The following is a 25,304-nucleotide window of genomic DNA, read 5'->3' on the forward strand; positions in this document are numbered from 1 at the left end:
GATCATCCGTCCATGGACGACGTACTGCGGCGACTGGCCGCCGTGGGCCCCTTCTTCACCGTCGCGTACGGCGAGGAACCGCCCGGGCCCGGATTCCGGACGCTGGAGGCGCTGTACGGAGAGCACCTCGGCCCCTACGTCGACGAGGTCGGGCGACGGACCGGGAGCGGACCCGGGCGGGTGGCGGCCTCGACCGCGCAGCTCGGGATCGCCTCCCGGCTCTGGTCCCTGGGGCTGGGCTGCGCCGCCCTCGCCGGGCGGGTGCCCGACCTCGACCCGGCCCGGGTGGGATGGCGGCTGCCCGCGGCGGGCTCGCTGGAACTGTGGCTGCCCGCCCCGGCGTCCCGGCCGGCCGGGGACCTCGGTGCGAGCGTGCTCGGGAACCTGGCCGTACTGGACCGCGCGCTGCGCGAACGGTACGGCGTCTCGGCGAAGGTGCTGCGCGGCAACGCCGCCTCCGGGCTGGTCGGGGCGCTGCGGGTACTGCTCGACCGGGTGCCCGGCGCCCTTGCCGTGGACCTCGCGGGAGCGCTGCTCGCCGAGGGCGGAGCGCTGGCGGGCACCGGCACCTTCGTCCACGAGGAGGGGCTCGGAGTGGCCTTCGTGCGCCGCAGCTGCTGCCTCTACTACCGGGTGCCCGGCGGCGGCTACTGCGGGGACTGCGTGCTGCGCACCCGCTAGGCCCTCGCGGACCCGCCCTGGCGCGGACGGGGCCGGACGCGGCGGCGCCACCGCACGCGCGAGGGGCCGCCGGGGAGCGGTCGCGCCGCTCCCCGACGGCCCCGCCCTGCGGGAGCGTTCCTAGAAGGTGAGGTTCCAGGAATCGATCTTGCCGGTGTCGCCGGCCGCGTTGTCGTTCACGCGGAGCTTCCAGGTGCCGTTGGCCACCTCGGAGGAGGCGTTGACGGTGTAGGTCTGGTTGATGTTGTCGGTGCTGCCGCCGGCCCGGTTGTGGACCGTGTAGACGGTGCCGTCGGGGGCGACCAGGTCGACCTTCAGGTCACCGATGTAGGTGTGCGCGATGTTCACGCCCACCTTGAGGGTGGCCGGGGCGTTGCCGGTCACGCCGGAGACGGTGATCGGGCTTTCCACGGTGGTGTTGTCACCGATGGCGAAGTCCGCGGTGTTCTCGAAGTACTTGCCCGCCGGCGGGGTGGCGCCGACCGCCTTCAGGGCGTCGACCTGGCCCTCTCCGAAGAAGGAGTTGTTGGCGGTCGTACCGGTGCAGCGGCCGTCGGCCGGGCAGGCGATGTCGTTGGCCTGGGTGGCCAGCTTGTCGCGGATCTGCGCCGGGGTGATGCCCGGGTTGGCGCTGGCGATCAGCGCGGCGACGCCCACCACGTGCGGGGTGGCCATCGAGGTGCCGCTCTTGGTGCCGTACTTGCCGCCCGGCAGCGTCGAGTAGACGTCGCTGCCCGGCGCCGCGACGTCGATGACGCCCTGGCCGAAGTTGGAGAACGAGGCCTTGGTGACGCCGGTGCCGTTCGCCGCGACCGTGACCACGCCCGGCAGTTCGGTCGGGATGTCCAGGCAGGCGTTGGTGATGGTGCGGGTGACCGGGGTCGAGTCGTTGGGGCTCGCGGTGTCGGTCGTCTTGTGGGCGAGGTCGTAGTTCTCGTTGCCCGCGGCGGCGATCTGGAGCGAGCCCTTGCTCTCGGCGTACTCCTGGGCGCGCTTGACGCCCTCGATGATGGCGGCCTGGTCGATGTTGTCCGGGCAGTTGAACTGCCACGGGTCGGTGTAGTAGCTGTTGTTGGTGACCTTGAAGCCGTGGTCACCCGCCCACACGAACCCGCAGATGGTGTTCTCGGCGAAGAAGAACGAGTTGCCCGGCTCGGCGACGCGGACCGCGGAGATCTTCACGCCCGGAGCCACCCCGACGACGCCCTTGCCGTTCTTGGCGGCCGCGATGGTGCCCGCGACGTGGGTGCCGTGGGTGTCCACGTCACGCCAGGCGCCGGCCCGGGTGTCGGGCTTGCCGTAGGCGCAGGAGACCGAGTCGGCCGCGTTGAAGTTCGGGGCCAGGTCCTGGTGCTGGTCGTCGACACCGGTGTCCAGGATGCCGACCTTCACCGAGGCCGAGCCGGTGGTGACGGCCCACGCCTGGTCCGCCTTGATTTGGCTCATGTCCGCGCGGACCGGCTCACCGGCGGCCGTCGCGGACTGCGCCGGGTTGGCGGGCAGGGCCGGGTCGTAGGCGTCGGCGGGAACGTCCGAGGTACGGGTGGCGCCGACCTTCTGCACACCGCTGACGCCGCGCATGGCCGTGGCGAAGTTCGCGGAGGCCGAGTGGGCGACGGTCACGCCGATCGCGTCGAAGGACGAGAAGACCGTGCCGCCGTTGGCGGTGATGGCCGAGCGGATCGCCGAGCCGTCGCCGGGGGCGCTGATCACGAGGTAGGCACGGGTGCCGGCGGCCCAGGTCGCACTCTGGGAAGCCGGGGCCGCAGCCTTGGGGGCGGCCGCCGGAGCGGAAGCCGGGGCGGAGCCGTTGGGGGAGACGGGAGCGGTGCCGGCGAGCGCGGCGGGGGCTCCGAAGGTGAGGGCGGCGCCAAGGGCGGCGGCCAGCACCAGACTCCGTCGGTGTCGGCCGGATATGTGGGGTATCAATGCGTCCTCCGATGGGCGCGGCAGTGCTGTTGGCACCTGCCGGGCCGTACGAAACGAGTGGTGGACGCAAGATGTCAGACGGGCTGCCCGCTAGGGAAGTACCTTTCCCCGCAGCAGAGTTGAAGATCACATGGCCGAAAACAGCCGTACGTGGGCATTCGTCGGTCTTCGTCGGGCTGTGACGCGCCCCCGCCGGCCGGAACCGGGCGGGGGCGGGCGCGGTGGCCGGGATCCGGCCGGACTGGGCACCGTGGGGGCGAGCCCTGTCCGGCCGGATCCCGGCCGGGGTGTGCCGGCCAGCCTCAGGCCGGGACCCCGTCCTTGGGGCCGGCCGCCGGGCCGGCCGCGGGTACGGTCGCCGGCACGGGCACCGTCGCCGGCGTCGCGTCGGGCTCGGGCTCGGCCTCGGGCGCGTGGCCGTCGTCGACCAGCGTGGTCTCGTCGAACGGCAGCCGGCCCGCGAGGACCTCCGTGGCGCGCTCCCGGTCGAACTCCTTGGTCCACGTGCCGATCAGCACCGTGGCGACGGCGTTGCCCGCGAAGTTCGTCATCGCCCGGGCCTCGCTCATGAACCGGTCGATGCCCACGATCAGGCCCACGCCGTCGACGAGTTCGGGCCGGTGCGACTGGAGGCCGCCGGCCAGGGTGGCGAGGCCCGCGCCGGTGACCCCGGCCGCGCCCTTGGAGGCCACGACCATGAACAGCAGCAGCGAGATCTGCTCGCCGAGCGCGAGCGGCTTGCCCATGGCCTCCGCGATGAACAGCGAGGACATCGTCAGGTAGATCGCGGTGCCGTCCAGGTTGAAGGAGTAACCGGTCGGCACGGTGATGCCGGTCACCGGACGGGACACGCCGAGGTGCTCCATCTTCGCGATCAGCCGTGGCAGCGCCGATTCCGAAGAGGACGTCGACAGGATCAGCAGGAACTCCCGCCCCAGGTAGCGCACCAGGGCGAACACGCTGACCCCCGTACAGACCCGCAGCAGCGTGCCCAGGACCACGAAGACGAAGAGCAGACAGGTGGTGTAGAAGCCGATCATGATGACCGCCAGGGACTTCAGCGCGTCCATGCCCGTCGCCCCGACCACCGCCGCGATGGCACCGAAGGCGCCCACCGGGGCCGCCCACATGATCATCGCGAGTATCCGGAACACCAGCTTCTGGAGGTGTCCGATCCCGCGCAGCACCGGTTCCCCCGCCCGGCCCATCGCCTGGAGCGCGAACCCGCACAGCAGCGCCACCAGCAGGGTCTGGAGCACCTCCCCGCCGGTGAAGGCCGACACCAGCGTCGTCGGGATGATCCCGAGCAGGAACTCCGGCGTGCTCTCGGCGCCGCCCGCCTTGGCCTGGGCCTCGCCGGCGTGCCGGACCGCCTCGGTCAGGTGCAGCCCGCTGCCGGGCTCCAGCAGGTTCCCCACGAGGAGGCCGATCGCCAGCGCGACCGTGGACATGACCATGAAGTAGCCGAGGGCGAGGCCGCCCACCGCGCCCACCTTCGCGGCCTTGCGGACGGAGCCGATGCCCAGCACGATCGTGCAGAAGATCACGGGCGAGATCATCATCTTGATGAGGTTCACGAAGCCGGTGCCCAGGGGCTTGAGCTCCACGGCCACGCCGGGGGCGGCGAAGCCGACGGCGATGCCGAGCAGCACCGCGGCGATCACCGCGATGTAGAGAAAGTGGGTCTTGTCGCGCCTGGCGGCCACGTCGCCTCCTGGGTGGTGAATGTGTTCCCGCAGACCATCGCCCGCCCTGTGACCCCGGTCACCCTTGCGTTCATTGAGTTCATGGCCGGGTGCACACTGAGCGCCATGTTCCGCTTCCCTCGACCGCCCCGTAGCCTCGCCGGCCAGCTGTTCGCCATGCAGGTGCTGCTGGTCACCGTCGTCGTCGCCGGGTGCGCGGTCTTCGCGTACGCGACCGCACGGGACCAGGCCGAGGACGCCGCGCGCCGCCACGCCGGGGCGGTGGCGCGGGCCGTCGCCGACTCGCCGTCGGTGCGCGAGGCCGTACGGGCGGGCGCGGGCGGCAGCGGCCCCTCGGCGGCCCTCCAGCCTTACGCGGAGCGGGTCCGCGCCGACGCGGGCGTGGACTTCGTGACGATCATGGCTCCCGACGGGCGCCGCTGGACCCACCCCGACCCGCGCCGGATCGGCGAACGCTTCCTCGGCAACACCGCCCCCGCGCTGCGCGGCGAGACCTTCAGCGAGACCTACACCGGCACGCTGGGCCCCTCCATCCGCGTGGTCACCCCGCTCGCGGACGAGGCGGGCCGGATCGTCGGTCTGGTCAGCGCGGGGATCACCGTCCGCGCCGTCAGCGACCGGCTCGCGGCGCAGCTCTCCGCCCTCGCCTGGGTGGCGGCCGGGGCGCTGGCGCTGGGCGGCGCGGGCACGTACGTGGTCAACGCCCGGCTGCGCCGGCACACGCACGGCATGAACGCCGCCGAGCTGAGCCGGATGTACGACTACCACCAGGCGGCCCTGCACGGTGTCCGGGAGGGGCTGCTGATGCTCGACGGCCACCGCAGGATCACCCTCATCAACGACGCGGGACGCGAACTCCTCGGCCTGCGCGGTGAGGTCACCGGCACCGGCGTCGCCGACCTCGGACTCCCCGCGCCGCTCACCGGGGCGCTGCTCGCCGACCGGCCCCGGGTCGACGAGGTGCACCTGACCACCGAGCGGGTGCTCGTCGTCAACAGCTCACCGGTGGCGGGCGGCGGCCGCCGGGGCACCGTGGTGACCCTGCGCGACCACACCGAACTCCAGGCGCTCACCGGTGAACTGGACCACGAGCGGGGCTTCACCCAGGCGCTGCGCTCACAGGCCCACGAAGCCGCCAACCGGCTGCACACGGTGGTCTCCCTCATCGAGCTGGGCCGCAGCGAGGAGGCGGTGGAGTTCGCCACCGCCGAACTGGAGCTGGCCCAGGCCCTGACGGACGAGGTCGTCACGGCCGTCGGCGAGCCGGTCCTGGTCGCCCTGCTGCTCGGCAAGGCGGCCCAGGCGCACGAGCGGGGCATCGAACTCGCCGTCACCCCCGACAGCGGGCCGGTCGACACCGGGCCGGGGGTGCCGCCCGCCCGGGACCTCGTCACGGTGCTCGGCAATCTCATCGACAACGCCGTCGACGCCCTGAGCGGGGTGCGCGGCGGCCGGATCGCGGTCACCGTGCGCAGCGACGCCGGCGGGCTGCTGCTGCGGGTCGCGGACAACGGTCCCGGACTCCCGGAGGGCGTGGACGTCTTCCGGCGGGGCTGGTCCGGCAAGGGTGAGGGGCGCGGGCTGGGCCTGGCGCTGGTCCGCCAGGTGGCCGACCGCCACGGCGGCCTCGTCGACGCGGCCCCCGGGCCGGACGGCGGCGCGGAGTTCACCGTGAGCCTGCCGCCGCACACCGCGCCGGCGGCGCCGGGCGGCCCGGACGGCAGGGACGGCAGGGACGGCAGGGACGCGCCGCGGCCGCCGGGGCCGCGGGGAGCGGCGCGCGGGCCGTCGGGCGCGCGGCCCGGCGAGGACGCGTCCGGCGCGGCGGGGACCGTACGGGATCCGGCCGCGGGGGCGCCCGGGGCTCGGCCCGGCATCCCCCGTCAGCGCCGCTCGGGCGGCACCGCGTGAGCGCGCCCGAGGTGCGGGTGCTGGTGGTCGAGGACGATCCGGTGGCCGCCGCCGCGCACGCCCTGTACGTGGGCCGGGTGCCCGGCTTCACCGCCGTGGCGGCCGTGCACTCCCTCGCCGAGGCGGCCCGTGTCCTGGAGCGTGCCCCCGTCGACCTGCTGCTGCTCGACCTCACCCTGCCCGACGGCCACGGGCTGCGCTTCGCGCGCGGCCTGCGGGCGGCCGGGCACCCCGTGGACGTGATCGCGGTGACCTCGGCCCGGGATCTGGCGGTGGTCCGCGAGAGCGTGTCGCTGGGCGTCGTGCAGTACGTACTGAAGCCGTTCGCGTTCCCGACCCTGCGCGAACGGCTGCTGCGCTACGCCGAGTTCCGTGCGAGCGCGGGCGAGGCGGCCGGGCAGGACGATGTGGACCGGGCGCTCGCCGCACTGCGCGCGCCGGCTCCGGCCGAGCTCCCCAAAGGGCTCAGCGCCGCGACCCTGGACCGGGTCGCGGCGCTGCTGCGGTCGGCGCCCGAGGGGCTGACCGCGGCGGGGGCGGCCGGGGCGGCCGGGATCTCGCGGATCACGGCCCGCCGGTACCTGGAGCACCTGGTGGACACCGGCCGCGCGGACCGCACCCCCCGGTACGGCCAGGTGGGCCGCCCCGAACTGCACTACCGCTGGCTGGCGGCGGCGGCCGGCTCGGTGTCGAACGCGTAGAACGTGCGGTGGTCCAGCATGTCGGCCGGGGTCACGTCGTTCCACGGCCGCATCGTGTCGCGCAGGTCGACCACGTTGGGGGTGCCGGCGGCCGGCAGGTAGGTGGACTGCGGGTGCTTGGCCTGCCAGTCGGCCCAGAGCTTGTCGATGAACGCGTGGTGCATCCAGAACACCGGGTCGTTGGGCGAGACCCCGGTGCCCATCTGGCCGCCGACCCAGACGTGGACCCGGTTGTGCAGGTTGGCGCCGCGCCAGCCCTCCAGGTTGTTGCGGAAGCCGTTGGAGGAGCTGTTCCAGGGGGCCATGTCGTAGACGGGCATCGCCAGGACGGCGTCCACCTCGGCCTTGGTCGGCAGCTGGGCGACGCCCTCGCCGAGCGCGCGCCGCAGGTAGTTGCGGCCGTCGACGCGTACGGCTATCTCCCACTTGCCCGTCGCGTAGGCGAAGGGTCCGTCCATGACCTGTCCGTCGCGGGCCCGGCCGGTGCCGCCGAGGAAGTCGGCGGCCCAGAGGGAGGAGCGGGTGGTGCGGTCGGCCGTCCAGTCCCAGTACGGGAGCGAAACGCTCGCGTCCACCGCCTGCAGAGCAGCCTCGAACTCCAGCAGAAACCGCCGGTGCCAGGGGAGGAAGGAGGGAGAGCGGTGGCCGACGCGGTCGCCCGAGTCGGTGTCGCTCATGATGAACCCGTTGTGGGTGGTCACGAACCGGTCGTAGCGGCCGGTGCGCTTGAGTTCGAGCAGCGCGTTGGTGAAGGCGCGCTTCTCCTCGGAGGTGAGCGCGGCCTGGTTCTTGCGGACGGTCATGCCGTGCCACCCATCTGCATCGGGGCGAGCTGGGCGCCCTGGAGCTCGCGCACGGCGGCCCGGGCCAGGGAGGTGGGCTCGGCGAAGGTCTCGTAGTGGTTGACCACGCTGATCCAGGTGCCGTCGGCGTTCTGCATCACGTGCAGTTCGCGGCCGTCTATCTTCACGGTCGGCAGGCCGGGGGAGTGGTGGCCGCCGTGGTGGCCGCCCCCGGTGCCGGGAGTGATCTGGATGCGGCGGCCCTGGTACACCTCGTCGACGGTGCCGGCCGGGGTGGTGGCGGCGCGCGAGTCGGTGGCGGCGGCGTGCGCGGTGGCGCCCGCGATGCCGAGGACGGTGAGAGCGCCGGCGGTGGTGCCCAAGGCCTGCCGGCGGGTGATCTTGTTCATGGCCGAAGAACTATCAGGGCCACGAGGGCAGTTGACCGCTATCCGGACATCCGTGGATAAGTTGTGTGGAAAACCAATGAAATGATCTTCCCGTCCGGACCGGCTCCACCGGCCGGGACAGCAAGATCTGCGGAGGAAATGCTACTGGACGGTAATTCTTGTGGTGAGACGGTGAAGGTATGGAGGAGATCACACCCCCGAGTCGGCCGGAAGGCGTGGTCCCCGCTCAAGGAGCGCCGGAACCGAATCTGTCGCGATCTGCCCCTTATAGTCCCGATATGGCTCTTCATGAGACGAAGGACGTACGTGCCCGGGACGCCGCGACGGACGTGTTCGCGTCCGCCCTCAGCGGCCAGATCCTCCCCAAGTACCGGATGCCCGACGACCCCGCACCCTCCGACGTGGTCTACTCGCTCCTCCACAACGAGCTCCTCCTCGACGGCAACGCCGCCCAGAACCTGGCCACCTTCTGCACCACCTGGTCGGACGACGGCGTACACCGCCTGATGAACGAGTGCCTCGACAAGAACATGATCGACAAGGACGAGTACCCGCAGACCGCCGAGATCGAGGCCCGCTGCGTCAACATCCTGGCCGACCTCTGGAACGCCCCGCCCGGCACCTCCGGCACCGGATGCTCCACCACCGGCTCCAGCGAGGCCGCCATGCTCGGCGGCCTCGCCCTCAAATGGCGCTGGCGGGCCCGCCGCCGGGCGGAGGGCGAACCGGCCGACCGCCCCAACCTGGTGTGCGGACCGGTCCAGATCTGCTGGGAGAAGTTCGCCCGGTACTTCGACGTCGAACTGCGCCAGGTCCCCCTGGAGCCGGGCGCCACCGGACTGCTGCCCCACCAGCTCGCCGCCCACGTCGACGAGAACACCATCGGCGTCGTCGCCATCCTCGGCGTCACCTACACCTGCGACTACGAACCCGTCGCCGCGATCTGCGAGGCGCTCGACCGGATCCAGGCCGAACACGGCTGGGACGTGCCCGTCCACGTGGACGCCGCCAGCGGGGGCTTCGTCGCGCCCTTCCTCCACCCCGACGTCGTATGGGACTTCCGGCTGCCGCGCGTGGCCTCCGTCAACACCTCCGGCCACAAGTACGGGCTCGCCCCGCTCGGCGTCGGCTGGATCATCTGGCGCACCGCCGACCTGCTCCCCGCCGACCTCGTCTTCGACGTGGACTACCTCGGCGGTGACATGCCGACCTTCGCGCTCAACTTCTCCCGCCCCGGGGGCGAGGTCATTGCCCAGTACTACCTCTTCCTGCGCCTCGGCCGGACCGGCTACCAGCGCGTCCAGCAGGCCTGCGCCGACACCGCCCAGTACCTCGCCGGGCAGATCGCCGACATGGGCACCTTCACCCTGCTCTACGACGGCCGGGGCGCGCTGCCCGCCGTCTCCTACACCCTCGCCGACCCGGAGGGGGCCGGCTTCAGCCTCTACGACCTCTCCGACCGGCTGCGGATGCGCGGCTGGCAGGTGCCCTCGTACCCGCTGCCCGCCGACCGGCAGGACACCGTCATCCAGCGCGTCCTGATCCGGCACGGGGTGACCCGCGACCAGATCGCCCTGCTCGTCACCGACCTGCGCCGGGCCGTCGAACACCTCAGCGCCCACCCGCAGCCGGTCCCCGCCGCCGAACCCCGCTCCGCCTTCCACCACTGACCGCTGCGGCCCCTCAGCCGGAACCCGACCAGCGCATCCCCAGGGCGGTCAGCGCGGCCACCCGCTCCGGCGGCAACCGCTGCGCCCGGGAACGCTGATTGGCGATCCACGACCCGAGCCGCAGCTCCCGGTCCCCCACCCGCTCCACGTGCGGGCGGGGGACCCGCAGATGCCCCTCCCGGGCCCGGAACAGCCGGGCCGCCTCCAGATGCCCGGCCCAGGCATCGGCATGGCTGCGGCGCGGCGGCGGCCGTTCCTCCTCGCGCACCGGGTCCAGCCCCAGCGCGTGCTCCAGCAGCCAGCGCTGCGCCCACCCCAGCCGGTCCCAGCCCAGCCGCTGCGCGCGCACCCAGGCCCCCAGGTCCTCGCCCTGCACCAGGAGCCGGCCCGGCCCGTCCGGGAGCCGCCCGCCCGCGTCCAGGTGCACCCGGGTCAGGTGGAAGGCCCGCTGCCAGCCGATGTCCCAGGCGGGGCACCAGGACGGGTCGATCGCGTCCAGGGCCTCCCGGCGGTCCTCGGGCAGCGCCCCCGGCCCCTCCCGGCGGGCGGCGGCCCGGTTGTTCTTCATCCACACCCCGACGGGCGCCCCGTGCCAGGTCGCGTTCACCGGCGGCAGCAGGTGCCCGTGCCCGGCGGCCCAGGCCCGGGCCGCCGCCAGCCCCTCCTCGAAGGCCACGTCGAAGTGGCTCCACACCATGCCGAGTTCGTCCAGCTCCCGGGTCCGCTCCCGGCTCAGCGCGCCCCGGCGGTACGTCCGCCGCGCGTCCGCGATCCACTGGCCGAGCGGGAATCCCGCCGGCGCCGCCGGCCCGTCCCCGCCGGACGCCGGCACCTTGTACGCGAACGGCACCCGCAGGTCCCCGGCCAGCGCGGCGTACGCCCGGGCCGCCTCCACCCCGCGCCGCCACTGCGTGTGCTCCGGGTTGAGCACGCGCAGCCGGATGAAGGCCGCCAGCAGCGCGGGATCCCGGGGCGTGGAGAAGCTCAGCAGCGCCCGCGCCCCCGGCCCGGGGCCCGTGCCCGGGGCGCCCGCACCGGCGGCGGGCGCCGGGCGGCCCGGCGCCTGCGGCTGGGCCAGGGCCTCCACCAGCCGCGAGTCGTGCGCCCTCAGCGCTTCAAGGAGCCGCGCGAGGTCCCCGTACGCCCGTGAGGTCAGCATCGACTCCGGTGACTCCCCGGGACCCAGCAGCACCGGCACCACCAGCGAGGCGACCTTTCCCTCGCCGGGCCGGATCCGCAGCGCCCGGCCCACGGCCTGCACCAGATCCGGCATGGAACCGCGTACGTCCGCCCAGAAGACGGAGTCGCACTCCTTGGTGTCCACCCCCTCGCCCAGCACCCGGACGCTGCCCAGGAAGGCCTTCTCCGCGACCCGGTCGGCGGCGAACGCCTCCAGCACCCGGCGCCGGTGCGCCGCCGGGTGCTGTCCGCACAGCCAGTCCGCCCACACCGTCCGGGGATAGGCCGGCAGGGGTGCGCGGCTCGCGGAGCGCAGCCGAGCCGCGACCGCCGGCAGGCCCGCCGCGAAGGCCTCGGCCTCCTTGGTCAGGTGGTGGAAGACCAGCGTCCGCCGGAAGCCCTGTTCGGCGGCCGCCTTCACCAGCGCGGCCTGGAGCGCGGCCAGCCGCATCCCGCGGACCCGGTCGGAGCGGCCGTCGGCGCCCAGCAGCACCTCCGCCTGGAAGCCGGGATCGCTGACGTCCACGCACACCACCCGGTACGGCGCGCAGATGCCCCGGTCGATGGCCTCGGACAGCGGCAGCGTGTAGCAGCGGGCGCCGAACGGACCCGCCGGATCGTCCTCCATGGACGCGACCAGCTCGCCGCGCCCGCGCGCGCCGCCGCCGGGCGCCGCGTACTCGGCGTCGGCGTCGGTGTCGTTGCCCGCGCCGGTCCCGGCCGCCGCCTCGGCCTCGGCTTCTGGCTCCGCCTCCGCCTCGGTCTCCTCGCCGTCCCGCCACACCCGGGGCGTGGCCGTCATGTAGAGCCGCCGGGCGGACGGGATGCGCGCGTTGTCGTGGACCACCGCCCAGGGCTTGCCGATCCGCCCCGACGTGCGGTGGGCCTCGTCGACGACCACCAGGTCCCAGGGCGGCAGCCCCGCCAGGTGCGCCCGTTCGAGCGTGCCCAGACCGAGGGAGGCGTACGTGGCGAACACGGTCACCCGCTCGACCGGCCGGGCGCCCCAGCGGGCCAGTTCGCCCGGATCGGTGGTGGTCGGCACCCCGGCGTCCTCGCCGCGCAGCGAGCACACCGCGACGGCCCGCCCGCTGCGGCCGCCCCCGCGCCAGGCGGCCACGGTCTGCACGAGCAGGTCGAGGGAGGGCACCAGGACGAGCACCCGGCCCGCCCGCAGCGCCTCTGCCGAGCGCACGGCGACCAGGGACTTGCCCGACCCGGTCGCCATGATCACCTGTGTCCGCAGGCCGCGGGCCGGCAGCCGGCCGCCGGCCGGCGGCTCCAGCGCGCGCACGACGGCGTCGACGGCCTCCCGCTGATGCGGACGCAGCTCCGCCCTCGCCGTACGACCCATGAGTCCGATCCCCCTTGATCTGCCGATTCGCCTCCAGGGGATATCTTGCCCCGATTATGAGTCAAAAGGGTGGCGGCGGACCGGCCGGTCGTCGCCGTCGTGTCCCCGCGGCGCGGGCCGTCCCGGCGGTGACGTCAGCGGGCGCCGAAGTTCTGCGTCCACCAGGGGCCGCCCGAACCGTTGTGGATGCCCACCCCGATGTCCTTGAAGGAGCAGTTGAGGATGTTCGCCCGGTGGCCCGGGCTCTTCATCCACGAGTCCATCACGTCCGCCGCCGTCTGCTGGCCCCGCGCGATGTTCTCCCCGTACGTGGACCAGCGGTACCCGGCGGCCGTGGTCCGCGCCCCCGGGTCCGCCCCGTCGGGGTTGGTGTGCGAGAAGAAGTCCCGCCGCGCCATGTCGTCGGAGTGCCCCTGGGCCGCCGACCGCAGCTGCGCGTCCTCCTTCAGCGGACCGCAGCCGGCCGCCGCGCGCTCGGAGTTGACGAGCGCGATGACCTGACCGGCCACCCCCGCCGGGGCGGGCGCCGGAGCCGGCGGGGCCGGGCGCGGCGGCGTGCTCCTGGACTGCGTGGGCGCCGGCGGCTTCGCCGCACTCGTGGACGGCGACGGGGACGCCGAAACGGAAGCCGGCGCCGAGGGGGACGGCGGGGCGGAGGGCGAAGCCGTCGCGGAGGGCGGCGCGGAGGGCAGGGCCGAAGCGCCGTCCGACGCGGAGAGCGCGGCCAGCCCGGAGGCCGACGCGCTGCCGGCCGCCTCGGCGCCCCGCTTGCCGGGGAGCGAGCCGAGATAGACCAGGCCCCCGCCCGCCACGCATGCCGCGAGCACGGCGCCGCCGATCACCCGGCGGCGGTTCTGCCGCCGCCTGCGCTGCGCCCCGCGCCCGGCGGCGGACCCGGCCCCCGGATCGCCCGCGTCGCCCCCCTTGCGGCGCGCGGCCCGGCCCGGCCCCGACACCACCGGGGTGAGCTGGGTCCCGGCGTCCGCGAACCCGGCCCCCGAGGCGTGGGGCGCGGCCTGCGCCCCGGCGAACGCCGCGCCCGCGGGCGCGAAGCCCGCGGCCGTGGCCGCCCGTACGCCCGCCAGCAGCGCCGCCGTCACCGGGACCAGCGCCAGACCGGCCAGCAGCCCCTCCGCCGGCACCAGTCCGTTCCACAGCCCGGAGCAGCGCAGGCACTCCCGGGCGTGCCGGGCTATCCGCTTGCGCCACAGCGCGGACGGCCGTCCGTCCCAGGTGCCCGTCATGGCCCGCAGCCCCTCGCACGGGGGCTGGGCCTCCAGCGCCCGCTCCACCACCCGGGCCGCTTCCAGCTGGGCCTTCATCCGCTGCACCCGTACCGCCGTGTGCTGCGGGGTCAGCTCCAGCGCGGCGGCCGTCTCGGCCCGCGTCACCTCACCGGCGCACTCCAGCCACCACAGCGACAGCAGCGCCCGGTCGTCGGGCTCCAGCCAGCGCGTGGCGCGGGCGGTCTCGCGCCGCTGCCCGGACAGGTGGAGGCGTACGACGGTCAGGTCGGCGAAGTCGGCGCCGGGGTCGGCGACGTCCGCGGCCGCCTCCAGTCCGCTCTCGCCCGGACCGCCGCTGCGGGCCTGCCAGTGCGCCCGCACCCGGTTCATCGTGATCGCCACCAGCCAGGACCGGAAGCTCTCGTCCGACCGCAGGCCGCCCAGCCCGTCCAGCGCCCGCAGCATCGTGTCCTGGACCACGTCGTCCACGTCGCACGACCCGTTCAGGGCCCGGCCGACGATGTTGTAGACGAGCGGCAGGTGGGTGCTGACGAGCTCGTCCTGGGCGCGGGGATCGCCCGCGCGGGCCGCTGCCACCAGCGCTGCCGTGTGCTGTGTACTCATGTGAAAGTCCCCGTCCGTACCGGCGGTCGATGATGCCCAATAACTGGGAGACCGTCGAGCGGGGGCCCGATAACGGATATCCGGAGAAAAACTTTCGGGGCTGCTCCGAACGGGGCGCCGGGCCCGGTCGCGGGGGTGTTCACAGCAGCGGCGACAGCGCCCGCGCCGCCGCTCTCAGCGCGGGCGCGTAGGCCTCGACCTCCGCGCGGGAGACCAGGAAGGTGACGGTGGTGACGGAGACCCCGCCCACCGGACGGCCGTCCGGGCCGGGGACCGCCGCCCCGGCGCAGCGGATCGTGGGCTCGTTCTCCTCGTCGTCCACGGCGAAGCCCCGTTCCCGGACCGAGGCCAGTTCCGCCTCCAGCTCCACCGGGGTGGTCAGCGTCTTCGGGGTGCGGCGCGGCAGGCCGGCCGCGGCGGTCAGGGCGCGGACCTCCTCGGGGGGCAGGAGCGCGAGGACGCTCTTGCCGATGGCCGTCGTGTGCAGCGGCATCCGCATGCCGACGCGCGAGGCCGTCCTGAAGGGCTGGTCGGCCTCCAGCTTGCGGACGTAGGTGATCGTCTCCCCGGTGAGCAGGGCCAGGTGGACCGTCTGGCCCGTCTCCCGCCGCAGCTCGTGCAGGACCTCGTCGACGCCGGCCGGCTCCGCCGCGCCGACCAGCGCCGCCAGTCCGCGCAGCCGGGGGCCGATGCCGTAGCGGCCCTCGCCCTCCGCCCGTACGAAACCCTGCTCGGCCAGCGCCGCGAGGATCCGGAAGGTGCTCGACTTCGGCACGGCGGCCGCCGCCGTCACGTCCGTCAGCCGGTGCGGTCCGCCGGGGGCGGCGACCGCCTCCAGGATGCGCAGGGACTTCTCCAGGGCCGATCCGGCGGCCGAGGTGCGGCCGCCCGCGCCCCCGCGCGCGAGCCGTGGAACGTCCTCTCCGGGGCCTTGCTCCGTTGACACGTCGTCTCCCTGGGTGGGTAAGGTCTGGACCACGAAGTTCCGGCACACGATACCTCGTTCCACTACGTGGAACACATCGGAGGGTCCCTTGTCCTGCCATCCGTACGCGGTCATAGTCGCCCAGCGTCTGCTGCCGGTCCTGCGCACCACCGGCGCGGACGAGGCCGTCCGCGCCACCACGGCCCTGCTCGCCGCCGGCTGCCGCGCCGTCGAGCTCACCACGACCACCCCCGGCTGGGCGGAGGCCGTCGCCCGCACCGCCCCGCTCGCCGACGCCCACGGCCGCCCCGCCCTGATCGGCGTCGGCACCGCCACCACCGCCGCCCACGCCGAAGCCGCCCTCGACGCCGGCGCCGCCTTCCTCGTCTCCCCCTACCCCGCCCCCGAGGTCCGCGAGGTCGCCCGGCGGCGCGCGGCGGCGTTCGTCGAGGGCGGCTACACCCCCGGCGAGATCGCCGCCGCCGCCCGCTCGGGCGGCGCCGCGAAGGTCTTCCCGGCCCACGTGGGGGGCCCGGACTTCATCCGCTCCCTCAGGGCGGTCCTCCCCGACGCCCTCCTCGTGCCGACCGGCGGCATCCGCCCCGGCGAGGTCCGCGCCTGGCTCGCCGCGGGCGCGAGCGCCGTGGGCATCGGCAGCGGACTGCCCGCCGACCCCGCCGAACTGGCCGCCATCTTCGCGGAGCTGGCCGGACCGTGCTGCGCCGCCCGCGGCTGCGACCGGCCGGAGCCGTCCCGCGGCTCCGGGGCGCGCTGACGGTGGCGGGCACCGCCGGCCCCGCCGGCTCCCCGCGCGGCTACGACGTCCTCGTGCTCGGCGAGGTCCTGGTCGAGATCCACGCCGACACCGCCCTGCGGGCGGCCGCCGACGGCACCGGCGCGCGGATCTCCTACTCCGGCGACGCCCTCAACGCCGCGGCCGCCGCCGCCGCGGCCGGGGCCCGCACCGCCCTGCTCGCGGTCGTCGGCGACGACGAGCTGAGCGTCCCGCTGCTGAGCCGCGCCGCCGAACTGGGCGTGGACGTTTCCCACGTCCGGCGTGCGCCCCGCCCGAACGGCGCCTACCTGCTCGGCGCCGACACCGAAGGCGAGCGGGAATTCGTCTACTGGCGCGCCCACAGCGCCGGTTCCACCCTCTCCCCGGCCCACACCGAAGCCTGGCGGGACCTGCTGACCGGTACGAAGGCACTGGTCACCAGCGGGATCACCGGCGCCCTCTCCCCGAGCGCCCGGGAGGCCGTCCTGGACGCGGCGCGCACGGTCCACGCCGCCGGCGGGCACGTCACCTACGACCCCAACCACCGGCCCCGGCTGACCGGCCGGAGCGAGGCCCGGGAGCTGCTGGCCCGGATCGCCCCGCTGACCGGCCTGCTGAAGACCTCCTGCCCGGCCGACGCACTCGCCCTGGTGGACACCGGCGCCCCCGGCACGGCCGCGGCCCGCTACCGGGCGCTGGGGGCCCGCGCGGTGGCCGTCACCTGCGGGGCGGACCGGCTGCTGCTGGACGACGGGGGCCGCGTGGCCCGCTTCCCGGTCCCGGCCGACCCGGCGCCCGTCGACGCGACCGGTGCCGGGGACTGCTTCACCGGCACCGCCACGGCCCGGCTCGCGCTGGGCGACACCCTCGCGCGGGCGGTCGCCCACGGCGTGGCGGCCGCCTCCCTGTCGGTCTCCGGGCGCGGCGGCACCGGTCACGTCCCGGCCTTCGCCGACACCGCCGCACTGGCGGCTACGGTCCGCCCGGATGCGGGGCCGGGCCCCTGACCCGGCCCGCCGAGGGGGTGTGTGGAGGGCGCCGCCGGGCCGGAACGGTTTCCGCGGCCCGGCGGCGCCGGTCGGGTGGGGCCGGGGGCCGGCCGCCGGCCGGCCCCCGGGCCGGTCAGTGGCCGTGCAGGCCCCGGTCCACGGCGGCGGTCAGCTCGCCCTCGGCGGTGTCGGCGTCCAGAGACCAGAACATCGCCCCGCCCAGGCCCTGTTCGCGCACGTACCGGGCCTTGGTGTTCAGCACCTGCGGGTCGTCGTAGGTCCACAGGGTGGTGCCGTCGAAGAGCCAGGCGTGGCCGCCGCGCCGGTCGCGGTGCACCTGGTAGGTGCCGGAAGCGGCCAGCTTCTTGAGTTCCTTGTAGTCCTCGTACCCGGCCGCCCAGGTGGCGGGCGCCGGACCCGTCGCGGGCTGTCCCATGCCGTCGCCGCCGCCGCTGACCCCGGTCCAGCCCTGGCCGTAGAACGGCATGCCGACCACCAGCTTCCGGGCCGGCGCCCCCCGGCGGCGCCAGGCCTCCACCGTGCCCTCCACGCTGAAGTCCTCACGGGCGCGCAGGGCGGACTGCTGCGCCGTGGTCTTCTCCCCGGACACGTGGAAGTCGTAGCCCTGGAGGTTGACGAAGTCGAGGCCGCGCATGATCCGGCGGACGTCGAAGCCCGCGTCGATCTTCGCGCTCGCGGTCGGGACGAAGGCGGACAGCTCGTACGTCCGCCGCTTCTCGCGGCCGTACGCGTCGAGCTGACGGCGGAACTCCTCGACCAGCGCGGCGAAGTTGCGCTTGTCCTCCGGCCGGAACGTGGTGTCGGTGTCGCCCGCCGAGCCGGGCCACTCCCAGTCCAGGTCGATGCCGTCGAAGAGGCCCGCCGCCGCGCCCGCGCCGCCCCGGGCGCCGTCCTGCGGGAGGTTCCCCTTCAGGTACAGGTCGATGCAGGAGGAGACGAAGGCCTTGCGCGAGGCGGGGGTGAGGGCGGCGTCCGAGAAGTGGGTCGACCAGCTCCAGCCGCCCAGCGAGATCATCACCTTGAGCCCCGGGTGCCGGGCCTTGAGCTCCCGCAGCTGGTTGAAGTTGCCGGCCAGGGGCTGCTCGGCCGTATCGGCCACCCCGTCGACGGAGTTCGCCGCGTCGAGCGGGCGTACGTAGTCGGCCCACGCGTCGGCCTCGCCGGGCACGTTCCCGGTGAAGCACTTGCCGTCGGCGCTGACGTTGCCGAAGGCGTAGTTGACGTGCGTGAGCCGGGCGGCGGTACCGCTCGTCTCCAGGTCCTGGACCTGGAAGTCCCGCCCGTAGACGCCCCACTGGGTGAAGTACCCGACCTTGCGGAACGAGGTGTCGTGGCCACCGCCCGCCGCTGCCGCCGCCTCCTGCGGACCGGCGGCGGCGGTGGGCGCGAAAGCGGTCAGCAGGGAGAGGGAACAGGCGGCGACGGCGAGCCTGCCGAGCGTGCTGCGGCGCATGGGCTTCCTTTGCGGATGCGGGGGAGTGGTGCTCGTCAGCCGGAAACTATTGGTCTGGACCAGCTGGGTCAAGGGTGCGTTCACCTCGGGTTCCGCACGGCGGCCCGGTCGTCCGAAATTCATCCTTCACGGCCCTGGGCACCTTTGCGCCCCCTCGCTACCCTCCGCGCATGATTCCCACGGTGGTCTGGGGCACGGGCAATGTCGGCCGCGCGGCGATCCGCGCCGTCGACGCCCACCCGGCGCTCGAACTCGCGGCAGTGATCGTCCACAACCCCGGAAAGGTCGGCCGCGACGCGGGCGAACTCGCCGGGCTGGAACATCCGTTGGGGGTGGCGGCGACCGATGACAGCGAGGCGGTGCTGGCCGGCCGCCCGGCCGCCGTCGTCTACGCGGCGTCCGGCGACGTCCGCCCCGACGACGCGCTCGCCGACATCACCCGGGCGATAGCCGCCGGAGCGGCCGTCGTCAGCCCGGCCCTCTACCCCCTCTACGACCACCGCAACGCCCCGCCGGAGTTCCGGGACCCGGTGCTCGCGGCGGTCGCGCGGGGCGGTGGCTCGCTCTTCGCCTCGGGTGTCGACCCCGGCTGGGGCAACGACGTGCTCCCGCTGCTGCTCAGCGGCCTCGGCACCCGGGTGGACGTGATCCGCTGCCAGGAGATCTTCGACTACTCCACCTACGACCAGCCGGACTCCGTCCGCTACCTGGTCGGCATGGGCCAGCCCATGGACTACGAACCGATGATGCTCATGCCCTCCGTCCCCACCATGGTGTGGGGAGGGCAGGTCCGGATGATGGCCCGAGCCCTGGGCGTGGAACTCGACGAGATCCGCGAAACCTCGGACCGCCGCCCCCTCGACACCACGGTCACCACCCGCACCATGGGCGAGTTCGAGGCCGGCACCCAGGGCGCCATCCGCTTCGAGGTGCAGGGCATCGTCGCGGGCGAACCGCGCATCGTCATCGAACACGTCACCCGCATCCACCCCTCCTGCGCCCCCGACTGGCCCGCGCCGCCCGACGGGACCGGCGCCCACCGCGTCGTCATCGAGGGCCGCCCGCGCATCGAGGTCACCGTCGAGTGCACCGACGAGGACGACAACCGGTCGGCCGGAGGGAACGCCACCGCCGTCGGCCGCCTCGTCGGCGCCATCGACTGGCTGGTCGACGCGGAGCCCGGACTCTACGACGCGCTCGACATCCCGCTGCGGCCCGCAGTCGGCAAACTCGGAAGGAAGCAGTCATGAGAATCGACGTCCCCGAAGGACAGCACCCCATCGAGTACGTATGGGGCGACATGGTCCCCGGCATCGGCATGGCCGCCGCCAACTTCTCCCTGTCGGTCTACGCCCACACCACCCTCGGTCTGCGCGAGTTCGAGGCCGCCCGGCTGCGCATCGCCCAGATCAACGGCTGCGTCTTCTGCCTGGACTGGCGCACCGACCGGGACGGGGAGAAGGTCGAGGAGGGCTTCGCCGACGCGGTGACCGAGTGGCGCACCACCGGTGCCTTCGACGAGCGCACGCGGCTGGCGGCGGAGTACGCGGAGCGCTACGCGCTGGACCACCACAACCTGGACGAGGAGTTCTGGGAGCGGATGGGCGCGCACTACAGCCAGTTGGAGATCGTGGAGCTGAGCATGAGCATCGGCTCCTGGCTCGCCTTCGGCCGGCTCAACCACGTCCTGGGCCTCGACAGCGTCTGTGTGCTGCCGAGCGGCTGACACGGCCCGGGGCCGGACGGGGGCGCACCCTCCGTCCGGCCCCGGGATCCCTTCCGGCTCAGAGGTCCGTGGCGATGATCTTCTCGATGTTCCGCTCGGCGAGGGCCGTGATCGTCACGAACGGATTGACGCTGGTGTTGCCGGGGATCAGCGCTCCGTCGATCACGTAGAGGCCGGTGTAGCCGCGCAGCCGGCCGTAGTTGTCGGTCGCCTTGTTCAGTACCGCGCCGCCCAGCGGGTGGTACGTGAGGTGGTCGCCCCAGATCTTGTTGGTGCCGAACAGGTCGGACCGGTAGATCGTCCCCTCCTTCGAGTTGATCTTGTCGAAGATGGTCTTCGCCATGTCGATGGAGGGCTGCTTCCAGGCCGTCTGCCAGTTCAGCTCGACCTGGCCGGCGGCGGCGTTCCAGGTGAACTGGGCCCGGTTGGGGTTCTTCGTGATCGAGAGGTAGAAGGACGCGTACGTCTCGATCCCGGTCGGCAGCGGGGCGACCTCGGCGAAGGCGCCGCCCGCGTCCCAGTTGTCGATCCCGCCGCAGGGGATGGAGGCCTGCACCTTGCCGGTGGGGTCCCACATGTGGTTCGCCCGGCCGCACATGACGTTGCCGTTGTCGCCCCAGCCCTTGCCGATCTCGTCGTTCAGGTTCGCCAGCGCGCCCGTGGCCTTCAGCCTGACGAGGAGCTTGCTGGTGCCCACGCTGCCCGCCGCGAAGAACACCTTGTCGGCGGTGACGGTCTTGGTGGCGACCACCGCCCCGGTGGTGTCGAGCTGCTCCATGGCGACCGTGTAGCCGCCACCGCCCGAGGGGGAGACGGTGGTGACCCGGTGCAGCGGGGAGATGCCGACCTTGCCGGTCGCCTTCGCGGCGGCGAGGTAGGTCTTCTGCAGGGACTTCTTGCCGGCGTTGTTGCCGTAGAGGATCTCGCCGGCGACCGCGGACTTGGGGACGGTCCCGGCCACCTCCTGCTTCATGTAGTCCCAGTCGTACACGTCCGGGACGAAGACGAAGGGGAATCCCGAGCGCTGGGCGTGCTTGCGGCCCACCCGGGCGAACTGGTAGCAGTCCACCGTCTCGAACCAGTCGGGGTCGATCAGTCCCACCCCGAGACCGGCGTTGGCGCGGGGGTAGTAGGTGTTGTACATCTCGTCGGCGTTCACCGAGGGCAGGATGGCCGCGAAGTTCTGCCGCTTGGGCGTCACCGCCATGCCGCCGTTGACGAGCGAGCCGCCGCCGACCCCGCGGCCCTGGTACACGATGATCCCGCCCATCTCCTCGGCGTCGAGGATGCCCGTGTACTTGGGGACGGCCGAGTCGATGGGGAAGCCGAGGAAATTGCTGAGCGGGGCCTTGGTCTTGGTGCGCAGCCAGTACGAACGGTAGTCGGGCTTGGTGGTGTTGGCGAAGATCTTGCCGTCGCTCCCGGGGGTGTCCCAGGCCATGCCCATCTCGATCATGTGCACGTCGACCCCGGCCTGGGCGAGCCGCAGCGCGGCGACCGAGCCGCCGTAGCCGGTGCCGATCACGAGGGCCGGGACATGGGCCCCGGAGTCGATCGGGGGGTTCGCGGCGGCCGTGCCGACGGCGGTTTTCGCCTGGGCGGGGGTGGTGTTGACCGCGAGGGCCACGGCTCCCAGAATAGAACTGGTTCCAGCGATGAATCCACGGCGTGAAACACCCTTGGAGACCTTGCTGTGCAGGCTTTTGTCACTCATGTGACCTTCCTCACTCTCGACGGAGTGAGAACAAGTTCTACTGTTGAGTGCTTGCTAAGTCACTACATACGACGAGGTAACTTCCGGCTCGTTCCGCTTGCCGAACCGCCGGGGCTCCAGGGGCAACCCGCCCGGAAAGTGGCTCCCGGCGCCGGCTGTCGACCCGACTTCCCCCCGACCGACCCCCGAATTCGGTGGATCTTCGCGCCGTGCCGTGCCATGGTTGGTCCCACCGAAGGGGTGTAGCTCAGCTGGCCAGAGCAACGGTCTCCAAAACCGTAGGTCGCAGGTTCGACTCCTGCCGCCCCTGCCCTCGCAGGACAGTCGAAGGCCCGTACCGGCGCGCAAGCAGCCGGCGCGGGCCTTCGGCGTATCCGGGGCCGGAGCCCGCTCAGGGGGCCGGCCTCCGCGCCCGTCTCCGCACCCGGTCCGCGCCCGGCTCCGCGCCCGTCTCCGCGCCCGGCTCCGTGCCCACGCCCGTGGCCGGATCCGGTCTGTGCGGCGGACGCCGTTCCGGGCGAAAGGCGGCATCTGGCAGACTTGGCCGGGTTGTCCGGGCGGCGCAGGACAGGAAACCGGTGCGAATCCGGTGCGGTCCCGCCACTGTGACCGGGATCCCGACCGTGGGATCTCGGGAGTCAGACACTGACGCGCCGCCTCTTCACTTCGACCGGGGACGAGGATCCCCCGGAGAGGCCTTCCCATGTCGCGTTCCCGCGCAGCCCTGCGCTCCTTCGCCGCCCTCGCGCTCCTGACCCCGCTCGCCGCCTGCAGCGCACCGGCCGGGGCGGACCGGCCCGCCGCCGACGCCCGGCCCGCGCCCGGGTACCCGTACACCGTCACCAACTGCGGTGTCACCAGCACCTTCCAGGCGCCGCCGAAGCGGGCCGTCACCATGAACCAGCACGCCACCGAGATCATGCTCGCCCTCGGACTCCAGGACCGGATCGCGGGCACGGCCTACCTCGACGACTCCGTACTGCCCGCCTACCGGCCGGCCTACGACAAGATCAAGGTGCTGGCCAAGGAGTACCCCTCCAAGGAGGTCCTCCTCGGCGCCGGCCCCGACTTCGTGTACGGCGGTTACGCCAGTGCCTTCGACAAGGCGCAGGGCCGTGACCGCGAAGCCCTGGCGAAGTCCGGCATCAACTCCCGTCTGAGCGTGGAGTACTGCACGCGGGGCCCGGTCGGCCTCGCGCAGCTGAAGACCGAGATCACCGAGGTGGCCCGGACCTTCGGAGTGCCCGAACGCGGCGCGGCGCTCATCGCGGACGAGCAGCGCCGCGTCGACGCCGTCACAGCACGGGTGAAGGACGCGCCCAAGCCGTCCGTCTTCGTCTACGACTCCGGCGAGGGCTCGGCCTTCACCTCGGGAGGCGAGGGCATAGGCAATGAGATCGTCTCCCTCGCCGGGGGGACGAACGTCTTCGCCGACCTCAAGGACACCTTCGGCGACGTGTCGTGGGAGAAGGTCATCGAGCGCGCGCCCGAGGTCGTCCTCATCTACGACTACGGCGGTACCACCGTCGAGTCCAAGAAGCAGCGCCTGTTGAACGACCCGGCGCTGGCGCAGGTTCCCGCCATCCGCGACCAGCGGTTCGTCGTGCTGCCGTTGTCCTCGGCCGTCCTCGGCGTCCGCGTCGCCGACGCCGTCGAGTCCCTGGGCCGCCAACTGCACCCCGACGCCGCGTGAAGCGGCGCCGGACCGCCACCGTCCTCGTCCTGCTCGCCGTCCTCCTCGCCGCGTCGTCGGTGGCGGGGCTCGCGCTGGGCCCCGTACGGATCGGCCCCGGGAAGGTCCTCGGCCTCGTGCTCGCCGGGCCCGGGGCGCGCGGCGGGGCCTTCGCCTCCATCGTGTGGGACGTCCGCATGCCGCGGGTGCTCCTCGGCACGGTCGTCGGCGCCGGACTCGCCGTCGCGGGCGCCGTGCTCCAGGCCCTGGTCCGCAACCAGCTCGCCGACCCCTTCCTGCTCGGTGCCTCCTCGGGTGCCTCGGCCGGCGCCGTGCTCGTCCTCGTCTTCGGTACGGCCGCGGGCGCGGGCGCCGCCGGGTTCGCGGCCGGAGCCGGGGTGCCGCTCGCCGCGTTCGCCGGCTCCCTGGCCGCGCTCGTCGCCGTCTACGCGATGGCCCGGCGCGGGGGCACGATGACCACCGGCCGGCTGATCCTGGCCGGAGTCGCCGTGCAGTACGTCCTGTCCGCGCTGACCAGCCTGGTGCTCGTGCTGTCCGCGCGCCCCGACCAGATCCGCTCCGTGCTCTTCTGGACCCTGGGCGGCCTCGGCGGCGCCCGCTGGGACGAACTCGCGCTGCCCGCCGCCGCGCTGCTCGTCGGCACCGTCCTGCTCGTCGCCCTGGCCCGGCCGCTCGACCTGCTGCTCGCGGGCGAGGAGGGCGCGCACACCCTCGGGCTGGACACGGGCCGGTTCCGGGCCGCCGTCTTCGTCCTCACCTCCCTGGTCATCGGGGTGCTGGTGGCCTACAGCGGAGCGATCGGCTTCGTCGGGCTGATGGTTCCGCACGCCGCCCGGATGGTGGTCGGCGCCGGCCACCGGGCACTGCTGCCCGTCGCCGCGCTGGGCGGGGCCGTGTTCCTGACCCTGGCCGACCTGGTCGCCCGGACGGCGGCGGCGCCCGAGGAGATACCCGTCGGCGTGGTCACCGCGCTGGTGGGCGGGCCGTTCTTCCTGTGGATGCTGCGCAGGTCCGGCCGGAGCGAGGGGGTTTCCGCATGACGGGGCGTCCGCCAACGCCGGGGAAGCCGGTGGAACTCGCCGTGGAGGCCGTGCGTTACGAGGTCGACGGGCAGACCCTGCTGCACGGCGTCGACCTCACCGCCCGGCCCGGCGAGACGGTGGGGGTGGTCGGCCCGAACGGCAGCGGCAAGACCACGCTGCTGCGCTGCGTCTACGGCACCCTGCGGCCCTCCGGCGGCCGGGTTCTGCTCGACGGGGCCGACGCGGCCTCGCTCGGCGTCAAGGAACGCGCCCGGCGGGTGGCGGCGGTCCCACAGGAGGCGGGCGGCACCCTCGGACTGACGGTCCGTGAGGTGGTCGCCATGGGCCGCAGCCCGCACAAGAGGTTCTGGGAGCAGGACGGTCCGCAGGACGCCCTGTGCGTCGGCGCGGCCCTGGAGACCGTCGGCGCGGCCGCCTTCGCCGACCGCCGTTTCGACGAGCTCTCCGGCGGCGAACGCCAGCGCGCGCTCGTCGCCCGCGCCCTCGCCCAGGAACCGGGCCTGCTCGCCCTGGACGAGCCCACGAACCACCTCGACATCCGCTTCCAGCTGGAGGTCCTGGGGCTGGTGCGCGGGCTCCCCGCGACCGCCCTGCTGGTCCTGCACGACCTCAACCTCGCGGCGTCGTTCTGCGACCGGCTGTACGTGCTGGAGGCCGGCCGCGTCGCGGCGTCGGGCCCGCCGGGCGAGGTGCTGACGGAGGAGATGCTGGCCGCGGTCTACGGAGTCCGCACGCGTATCGGCGTCCACCCGACCACGGGCGCCCCCAGCATCGTCTACCTGCCCTGAGCCC

General features: G+C 73.8%; 20 protein-coding genes, 1 tRNA gene and 1 riboswitch. Of the genes, 12 read left to right on the top strand and 9 right to left on the bottom strand.

Annotated elements, in window-relative coordinates; translation table 11 throughout:
- The first annotated feature begins 12 nt into the window (after positions 1-12).
- Entirely contained in the window at positions 13-681 is a 669-nt protein-coding gene (locus ACFYYT_RS13700) for a (2Fe-2S)-binding protein (RefSeq protein ID WP_351820072.1), read from the top strand.
- A gap of 120 nt (positions 682-801) precedes the next feature.
- On the opposite strand, the gene ACFYYT_RS13705 is transcribed toward ACFYYT_RS13700, so the two are convergent.
- Together ACFYYT_RS13705 and ACFYYT_RS13710 are read right to left on the bottom strand one after the other, a co-directional pair.
- Positions 802-2,571: a S8 family serine peptidase gene (locus ACFYYT_RS13705; RefSeq protein WP_351820075.1), complete on the bottom strand. Its 1,770-nt coding sequence runs from the start codon at positions 2,569-2,571 to the stop codon at positions 802-804.
- Positions 2,572-2,912: 341 nt separating this feature from the next.
- Positions 2,913-4,316 carry a cation:dicarboxylate symporter family transporter gene (locus ACFYYT_RS13710; protein ID WP_388607863.1) on the bottom strand — a complete coding sequence of 468 codons (1,404 nt, stop codon included), beginning with the start codon at positions 4,314-4,316 and terminating at the stop codon, positions 2,913-2,915.
- Positions 4,317-4,421: 105 nt separating this feature from the next.
- Here ACFYYT_RS13710 and ACFYYT_RS13715 point away from each other — a divergent pair, with 105 nt between their 5' ends.
- Positions 4,422-6,227, top strand: coding sequence for an ATP-binding protein (locus tag ACFYYT_RS13715; protein ID WP_388607866.1), 1,806 nt, complete (start codon positions 4,422-4,424; stop codon positions 6,225-6,227).
- Positions 6,224-6,928: a response regulator gene (locus ACFYYT_RS13720; protein ID WP_351831634.1), complete on the top strand. Its 705-nt coding sequence runs from the start codon at positions 6,224-6,226 to the stop codon at positions 6,926-6,928. Before ACFYYT_RS13715 ends, ACFYYT_RS13720 begins: the two co-directional genes overlap by 4 nt.
- Here the strand turns inward: ACFYYT_RS13720 and ACFYYT_RS13725 are convergent.
- Together ACFYYT_RS13725 and ACFYYT_RS13730 are read right to left on the bottom strand one after the other, a co-directional pair.
- On the bottom strand, positions 6,883-7,731 hold the full coding sequence (locus tag ACFYYT_RS13725; protein ID WP_351831631.1) for a tyrosinase family protein: 849 nt from the start codon (positions 7,729-7,731) through the stop codon (positions 6,883-6,885). The genes ACFYYT_RS13720 and ACFYYT_RS13725 overlap by 46 nt on opposite strands.
- Complete coding sequence (locus tag ACFYYT_RS13730; protein WP_351831629.1) at positions 7,728-8,120, bottom strand: tyrosinase family oxidase copper chaperone; 393 nt, start codon at positions 8,118-8,120, stop codon at positions 7,728-7,730. The genes ACFYYT_RS13725 and ACFYYT_RS13730 overlap by 4 nt, the downstream gene beginning before the upstream one ends.
- A gap of 278 nt (positions 8,121-8,398) precedes the next feature.
- Here ACFYYT_RS13730 and ACFYYT_RS13735 point away from each other — a divergent pair, with 278 nt between their 5' ends.
- A complete protein-coding gene (locus ACFYYT_RS13735; RefSeq protein ID WP_351831626.1) occupies positions 8,399-9,790 on the top strand; it encodes a glutamate decarboxylase in 1,392 nt (463 codons plus the stop codon).
- A gap of 13 nt (positions 9,791-9,803) precedes the next feature.
- On the opposite strand, the gene ACFYYT_RS13740 is transcribed toward ACFYYT_RS13735, so the two are convergent.
- The 3 genes from ACFYYT_RS13740 to ACFYYT_RS13750 all read right to left on the bottom strand — a co-directional run bounded on the left by ACFYYT_RS13740 (position 9,804) and on the right by ACFYYT_RS13750 (position 15,119).
- Complete coding sequence (locus ACFYYT_RS13740; RefSeq protein ID WP_388607870.1) at positions 9,804-12,323, bottom strand: Helicase associated domain protein; 2,520 nt, start codon at positions 12,321-12,323, stop codon at positions 9,804-9,806.
- 134 nt (positions 12,324-12,457) lie between these two features.
- Entirely contained in the window at positions 12,458-14,173 is a 1,716-nt protein-coding gene (locus ACFYYT_RS13745; RefSeq protein WP_351831461.1) for a sigma-70 family RNA polymerase sigma factor, read from the bottom strand.
- Positions 14,174-14,312: 139 nt separating this feature from the next.
- A complete protein-coding gene (locus ACFYYT_RS13750) occupies positions 14,313-15,119 on the bottom strand; it encodes an IclR family transcriptional regulator (RefSeq protein WP_351831464.1) in 807 nt (268 codons plus the stop codon).
- An 88-nt stretch (positions 15,120-15,207) separates the two neighbouring features.
- On the opposite strand from ACFYYT_RS13750, the gene ACFYYT_RS13755 reads away from it, so the two are divergent.
- The gene (locus ACFYYT_RS13755; protein WP_351831467.1) at positions 15,208-15,873 is read left to right on the top strand and encodes a bifunctional 4-hydroxy-2-oxoglutarate aldolase/2-dehydro-3-deoxy-phosphogluconate aldolase; all 666 of its coding nucleotides are present in this window, start codon (positions 15,208-15,210) and stop codon (positions 15,871-15,873) included.
- On the top strand, positions 15,813-16,880 hold the full coding sequence (locus tag ACFYYT_RS13760; RefSeq protein WP_351831469.1) for a sugar kinase: 1,068 nt from the start codon (positions 15,813-15,815) through the stop codon (positions 16,878-16,880). The genes ACFYYT_RS13755 and ACFYYT_RS13760 overlap by 61 nt, the downstream gene beginning before the upstream one ends.
- A gap of 115 nt (positions 16,881-16,995) precedes the next feature.
- Here ACFYYT_RS13760 and ACFYYT_RS13765 read toward each other — a convergent pair whose 3' ends face one another.
- Entirely contained in the window at positions 16,996-18,336 is a 1,341-nt protein-coding gene (locus ACFYYT_RS13765) for a glycoside hydrolase family 18 protein (RefSeq protein ID WP_351827321.1), read from the bottom strand.
- Between the two features lie 170 nt (positions 18,337-18,506).
- Here ACFYYT_RS13765 and ACFYYT_RS13770 point away from each other — a divergent pair, with 170 nt between their 5' ends.
- Both ACFYYT_RS13770 and ACFYYT_RS13775 read left to right on the top strand, forming a co-directional pair.
- Complete coding sequence (locus tag ACFYYT_RS13770) at positions 18,507-19,586, top strand: dihydrodipicolinate reductase (protein WP_351827318.1); 1,080 nt, start codon at positions 18,507-18,509, stop codon at positions 19,584-19,586.
- Positions 19,583-20,062 (top strand): carboxymuconolactone decarboxylase family protein, encoded by a 480-nt coding sequence (locus ACFYYT_RS13775; protein WP_351827315.1) that lies wholly within the window; start codon positions 19,583-19,585, stop codon positions 20,060-20,062. The genes ACFYYT_RS13770 and ACFYYT_RS13775 overlap by 4 nt, the downstream gene beginning before the upstream one ends.
- Positions 20,063-20,120: 58 nt before the next feature.
- On the opposite strand, the gene ACFYYT_RS13780 is transcribed toward ACFYYT_RS13775, so the two are convergent.
- Positions 20,121-21,776, bottom strand: coding sequence for a GMC oxidoreductase (locus ACFYYT_RS13780; RefSeq protein WP_351827314.1), 1,656 nt, complete (start codon positions 21,774-21,776; stop codon positions 20,121-20,123).
- Positions 21,777-22,012: 236 nt separating this feature from the next.
- On the opposite strand from ACFYYT_RS13780, the gene ACFYYT_RS13785 reads away from it, so the two are divergent.
- The 4 genes from ACFYYT_RS13785 to ACFYYT_RS13800 all read left to right on the top strand — a co-directional run bounded on the left by ACFYYT_RS13785 (position 22,013) and on the right by ACFYYT_RS13800 (position 25,300).
- Positions 22,013-22,086, top strand: a tRNA-Trp gene (locus ACFYYT_RS13785).
- Between the two features lie 220 nt (positions 22,087-22,306).
- Positions 22,307-22,444: riboswitch (cobalamin riboswitch) on the top strand.
- A 35-nt stretch (positions 22,445-22,479) separates the two neighbouring features.
- Entirely contained in the window at positions 22,480-23,469 is a 990-nt protein-coding gene (locus tag ACFYYT_RS13790) for an ABC transporter substrate-binding protein (protein ID WP_351827311.1), read from the top strand.
- Positions 23,466-24,509: an iron ABC transporter permease gene (locus ACFYYT_RS13795; RefSeq protein WP_351827309.1), complete on the top strand. Its 1,044-nt coding sequence runs from the start codon at positions 23,466-23,468 to the stop codon at positions 24,507-24,509. Before ACFYYT_RS13790 ends, ACFYYT_RS13795 begins: the two co-directional genes overlap by 4 nt.
- Positions 24,506-25,300, top strand: coding sequence for an ABC transporter ATP-binding protein (locus tag ACFYYT_RS13800; protein WP_351827306.1), 795 nt, complete (start codon positions 24,506-24,508; stop codon positions 25,298-25,300). Before ACFYYT_RS13795 ends, ACFYYT_RS13800 begins: the two co-directional genes overlap by 4 nt.
- The last annotated feature ends 4 nt before the right edge of the window (positions 25,301-25,304 follow it).

It is taken from the genome of Streptomyces sp. NPDC002032 (assembly GCF_042890765.1).
GTDB lineage: Bacteria > Actinomycetota > Actinomycetes > Streptomycetales > Streptomycetaceae > Streptomyces.